Source organism: Treponema sp. UBA7570, assembly GCA_002477955.1.
Classification (GTDB): domain Bacteria; phylum Spirochaetota; class Spirochaetia; order Treponematales; family Treponemataceae; genus Treponema_D.
The window spans coordinates 45,416-50,939 of the sequence record DLLE01000056.1 but is presented as its reverse complement, the minus strand read 5'-3'; the positions used below and the strand labels follow the sequence as shown (position 1 = coordinate 50,939).

Sequence of the window (5,524 nt, the reverse complement as noted above, 5' to 3'; positions counted from 1 at the left end):
CACTTCCTAGTTTTTTTTGGAAAATTGCTCGTCAATTGTCTTTGCAACGGCTCTTAACTGTTCGCGGGTCATATCTTCTTTGTGTTTGAGCATTTCCGCAGGAATTTGATATGCTTTTTCCAAATCTTTTGGCGTCAAAACTTCTTCCGGCGTTCCAAAAGCCATTTCTCTTCCGGGATAGAACAATAAAACGTAGTCGGAATATTTTTTAGAAAGGTCGAGCTCGTGCATGGAACAATAAATTGTAGTTCCGGTCTTTTCTACAAATTCTTTAAGATAGGCGAGGGCGTTTTCTTTTTGGCGGTCTTCCATTGCAAACATTGGCTCGTCCATAAAAACAGAGGCGCTTCCGTACAACAGACTGAATGCAAGAATTACTCGCTGTTTTTCGCCTTTGCTCAAATGTGTAAGCGGACGTTCCAAAAGCGAGCCGAGTTCAAAAATCCCGATAATTTCTGCAAGCAAATCACCGTCAGAACGTATTGCTTTTGCGTTGTTCTTTAATGCTCCTGCAGAATAAACCTGAGCAAGAAGCTCTCCAGTTTTGTCTTCAGTGTCAAATTCAACATTCTGGTAGATAACGCTTGCAAGAAGATTTTTTTCTTCCTGATTAAGTTTTGCAGGATTCTTTCCCAAAAGTTTTATATTTCCGCTGTCTGGCAAAAGCCTTCCAGACGCAAGCATTAAAAAAGTAGATTTTCCGCATCCGTTCTGACCTACAAGGCTTATAAAACCGCCCCCCGGCAATATTCCCGAAAAATGCTCAAAAACTGGGGCTGGAACAATCTGTTTTCCATTGGAATCAACATCGCCATCAATTGGCGGATAAGAAAACGTAACATCATCAAACTGTAAAAAATCCATACAATTATTTTAATAAAAAAATAAATTTGGATACAGTGCTTTTTTTTACAAAATTAGAAAGAAAAATAGCCCGATTTTTACAACCGGGCTGTTTTTTTTAGTCTTTAAATAGTTTTTTTATTTCAGAAGCGTAAATTGCGTTTATTTTATAGCGGCTTATTTCCTGTTTTGCCGAAAGCTCAACGCCAACTTCAAATTCTTTTGGAAGAACTGCAATTTTGTTGATTCTTTCAAACATTTTAAATCCATTTTTGGAATTTACACGCTGGCTTACCTCGCTTTCGAGCAGCCGCTTTATTTCCAGGCTTTTTGCTAAATCTTCGTATTTTTTGTACGAAATTTTTGCGTCCTGTGCAAACTGTTCGATTTCGGATTTTTCTGGAACTATGAGCGCTGCCAGATACCGCTGGTCCTGACCTACAACAACTGCTGTTTTTATGTAACGCGATTCCTGAATTTTCATTTCGATAGGAACAGGTTCAATATTTTCGCCGCCAAGCTGAACAATCGTGTCTTTTATGCGTCCGCACAAAACGATTTCACCGTTTGCCGTAAGACGAGCCAAGTCGCCTGTATTGAACCATCCGTTTTCGTCAATAACTTCTTTTGTAAGGTCTGGACGTTCGTAGTAACCTTTCATTACTGTCGGACCTTTTACAAGCAATACGCCTTTTTTGCCGCGTGGAACTTCTTTTCCTGTTGCAGGATCAACAACTTTTGCCGCAAGCTCACGGATTGGACGGCCAACATTGCCAAGAACCGGCCTGTTAAACGGCCGAACCGAAATAATCGGAGAAGTTTCTGTAAGGCCGTAACCTTCCACGAGAGGAACTCCGATTGCCCAGAAAAATTTGTCAATTGCTGGAGGAAGAGCGCCTCCACCTGCAACTGCTCCGCGGAAGTGTTTTCCGAGCATTGCACGGATTTTACGGAAAACGATTGCTCCGCCGAGCAATTTTATTGGATAGAGCAAAAGCCATGGAATAACAAATGCCGGCCACTGCAGCCATCTCTTGTCCATTCCGTAGCGTGTGGTTCTATCAAAAAGAACACGGTCGAGTTTTGAATGGAAAAGCGCAACTGTTACAAAGAAATTGAAAACTTTGAGAGTTATTCCTCCTGTTTTTCGCATTTTTCTGTAAATTCCATCGTAAATTGCTTCGATTACGCGTGGAACTGCCGGCAAAACCTGCGGGTCGAGAGACTTAAAGTCCTGCAAAAGAATTTGACCGATTGGTTTTGAATAGCACAAGGTTGCCGCCTGGGAAAAAACTACATATTCAACAGAGCGTTCAAAGGCGTGCCAGACTGGAAGCACAAGAATTCCGCGGTCGCCCGGATTAAGCCAAATTCTTTCGTCAATATCTTCGAGCTGCGATAAAAAGTTTCCGTGAGTGAGCATTACGCCCTTTGGCTGTCCTGTTGTTCCTGAAGTAAAGATAATCGAAGCCAGGTCGTCCCACTGTCCTTTATTGATTTCTTCATCGACAGTCTCCGGATTTTTTTGATTGAATTCCTCACCTTTTTCTTCAATCTGATTAAAAGTAAAAAGTGTTATTCCAGAATTTTTACATTCTTCAAAAGTTTTTTCGTCCTGATCTTCGATTGCGATAAAAGTTTTTAAAAGCGGAAGTTTATCTTTAATTCCAAGAATTTTAGAAATCTGAGATTTATTTTCGACAATTACGGTCTGAGTTTTTGCAAATGACAGAATATATTCAAGATCGCCAATTGTTGCGTCGCAACCGCGAGGAACGTCAATCGCACCGATTGAAAGAAGCCCCATGTCTATCTGCTGCCATTCTTTTCGGTTGTCGGAAACCATGCCGATGTGATCGCCACGTTTTATTCCAATTGAAAGAAGACCGCCGGCAAAATTTTTTGAGATTTCAAATGCGTTTTTATAAGAAATGCTGTCCCAAACACCTTCGCTGAGACGCGACATTTGAGCAGTTAATTCAGGATATTTTTTTGCAGTTTCTCTGAACATCCTTGGCAGAGTTTTTTCCATATTGCCTCCAAATTGCAATAGCACCAAAATGACACAATTTGTTAAAATGTCATAGGGTTAATTATATTACTAAAAAAATTTATTTTCCACTGTTTAAAATTTTATTTTGATTTTTACAGGATTTTGCAGAATTCTTCTAAAAGAGGGTCGATTTGGGTAAAATCTGGTTCAAATGGAAGCGCGCTAAAAAGTTCTCCATCGCCTGACTGGGGATTTGAACGTATGTAAATTTTTTTTTCTACAATATATTTATCAAGCAGGCTAAAAAGCATATTTGTAAAAATTTCTGCATGAATCGAAATTGCATTTTTTGTAGCCGGTGAAATTTTTTTTGCTTTAATTAAACTATTTAAGGCGATTATTGTCTGGTTTAAAAGTTTTGTTCTGGATTCTTTTGAAATGGCCGCCGCTTCTGGTGAAAAATATTTTTCGCTTTCGATAAAAGAATAAATCTGAAGAAGAGGTTCTTTTTCGTTTATTTTAATCCAGCGATGAACAATTCCTTTTAAAACTGCTTCTGCCGTGTATTTTTGTGCTGTTGCTGTCATTTCGGAAGGAATTAGAGCTGTTTTTTTTAGATATTCACCGCAAAAACGAATTGTATCATCGAGAATAGCTTCGCGTGATTCATAATGATTGTAAAGACTTGCTTTTTTGATTCCTAGTTTGCTAGCAATATCTGCAAGTGAAGTTCCGCCTACGCTTTTTATAAATGCACAGTCTAAAACCGCGTGAATAATTTTTTCATGGGTGATTTTTTCAGCCGGCATTAACTTTTCTCCATAATAAAAACCTAACAAACTAACAAATGTTAGTTTAATGAGCGGCTGGCGATTTGTCAACTTTTTAGACCTGGTTGCTCAAAAAAGCAGAAAGAGAGGTTTTTTCTGCTAAAATTATTTTTCTAAAACAAAAAGATACTCGCGGACGTGAATGTCGCGGTTTTTAAGGTTGCGGCTTCCTCGAAAAGCGTTGTATTTGATTTCTACGGTTTTTAGGTTTCCGTATTTTTTTAGCATTCCGGACATTTCGTCAAAACTTATAAAACCTTCAGAATTGTATGAAATTATTACATACTTACTTGAAATGCTTGAAATAATTTCTTCCATTGAATTTAAGGCGGCATACGGCTTGTTAAAAACCGAACGGTTCCAGTTTTGAACGATTCCGCTTACTTTGCTTATGTTTGCATCGAGTTTGTTTTTTAAAATAAGATTGAGCATAAAATAGTTTGAACCGTAAGGATGCTGATTGTAAGGCGGATCGAGATACGTTATGTCGAGACTTTTTAATTCTTTTGAGAGCGCGACTGCATCTTTTTGAAAAATTTCCAGGCCGGACTCAAAATTGCTAAAAACAGGCGTTTTTAATTCGATTTTTCCAAAAATTCTTGAAAGCGCATTTTTTCCGCTTGCGCCAAAGCAACCGATCCCGGTGTTTTTGTCTTTATAAAAACCTTTAAAAACTCCGCTTGTGTTTACGTGAATTGACGCTTCTGTGATTAAGGGCGCAAGAAAGAATTTTTTTAAGGATTCTTTTTTGATAACATCGTCGATGAGTTTTCGGTATGTGTCGATTAAAAGCGCATTTTGCTGTGTGTAAAACACGCGTTCGCCTTTTTGAATGTCTTTGTCGTTTTTTGGAGCGTAATTTTGCGAAATTATGCCGGGAATTTTTTCTATAAAACAGAGTTCTTCGATTTTGTTTTTTAAAGCCGAATATTCCTGAACGGGAAAATCTTTTTTATTTATAAGATAGCAGCCGTTTATGACCGCGGAATAATTTTCAAGGTCGTTCACGATTAAATTTGATGAATATTTTTTTAACATCCGGGCAACGATTCCAGAACCTGAAAAAAGGTCGGCGCAGACAAGTTTTTGACAGTTGAGTTTTTCTGCAATCAGAAGAATTTCTTTTTCTATGTGCTCAAGAAGACGCCGTTTGTTTCCAAGATATGTGATTATTTGAGTAGTAAGAAATTCGGGATTTTCGTCAAAATTTGCAGAGTCTGAATAATTCATAAAAATGTGAATAAAAGTTTATAACAGATTTTCAAAATTTTCTATAAAAAGAATCTAAAAAAGGTTGTTGTCTTGAGCAAAAAATGCCTGCTTTGTAAAAAAAACTTACCCCGGATGCGCAGGGCGCAGTCGACCGCAGGCTTGCCGAGGACGATGAGCGTGAGCGAACCCGGAGCAGCCGGCTTGACGGTGGATGTGGTCTGTAAAAATAAAATATTGATTTTTAGTGTTTTTCAGATTATTATTGAGTTGTGTCTACGCTATATATAGTTGGTACGCCGATTGGAAATTTGGGCGACATTACTTTTCGCGCTATTGAAACTTTTAAAAATGTTGATGTAATTGCGGCCGAAGATACAAGGCATACTTTGCAGCTTTTGAACCATTTTGAGATTCATAAGCCGCTGATTTCCTGTCGTTCGCAGAATGAAGTGATTGCCGGTCAAAAAATTATCAAGCTGCTTGATGAAGGACAGTCGGTTGCGTATGCCAGTGATGCAGGAACTCCTGGAATAAGTGATCCGGGTGCTGTCTTGGCAGGTCTTGCAAGGGAAAGCGGACACAATGTCGTTCCGATTCCGGGGCCTAGCGCTTTTGCAACGTTGGTGAGTGTTGCTGGTGCTGGCGG

5 protein-coding genes are annotated in these 5,524 nt (G+C 38.9%); 1 reads left to right on the top strand and 4 read right to left on the bottom strand.

Going from position 1 to position 5,524, the window contains the following annotated elements; genetic code table 11:
* Positions 1-6: 6 nt before the first annotated feature.
* The 4 genes from B4N75_RS07190 to B4N75_RS07175 form a co-directional block, all read right to left on the bottom strand.
* Positions 7-864 (bottom strand): ABC transporter ATP-binding protein, encoded by an 858-nt coding sequence (locus B4N75_RS07190; protein ID WP_296707006.1) that lies wholly within the window; start codon positions 862-864, stop codon positions 7-9.
* A gap of 97 nt (positions 865-961) precedes the next feature.
* A complete protein-coding gene (locus B4N75_RS07185; protein ID WP_296019238.1) occupies positions 962-2,875 on the bottom strand; it encodes an AMP-dependent synthetase/ligase in 1,914 nt (637 codons plus the stop codon).
* A 113-nt stretch (positions 2,876-2,988) separates the two neighbouring features.
* Positions 2,989-3,645 (bottom strand): TetR/AcrR family transcriptional regulator, encoded by a 657-nt coding sequence (locus tag B4N75_RS07180; protein WP_296667231.1) that lies wholly within the window; start codon positions 3,643-3,645, stop codon positions 2,989-2,991.
* Positions 3,646-3,771: 126 nt separating this feature from the next.
* Positions 3,772-4,896, bottom strand: a complete 1,125-nt coding sequence (locus B4N75_RS07175) for a DNA adenine methylase (protein ID WP_296667234.1) — start codon at positions 4,894-4,896, stop codon at positions 3,772-3,774.
* A 251-nt stretch (positions 4,897-5,147) separates the two neighbouring features.
* Here B4N75_RS07175 and rsmI point away from each other — a divergent pair.
* The coding region (gene rsmI / locus B4N75_RS07170) for a 16S rRNA (cytidine(1402)-2'-O)-methyltransferase (protein ID WP_296707004.1) at positions 5,148-5,524 on the top strand (377 nt) is incomplete at its 3' end.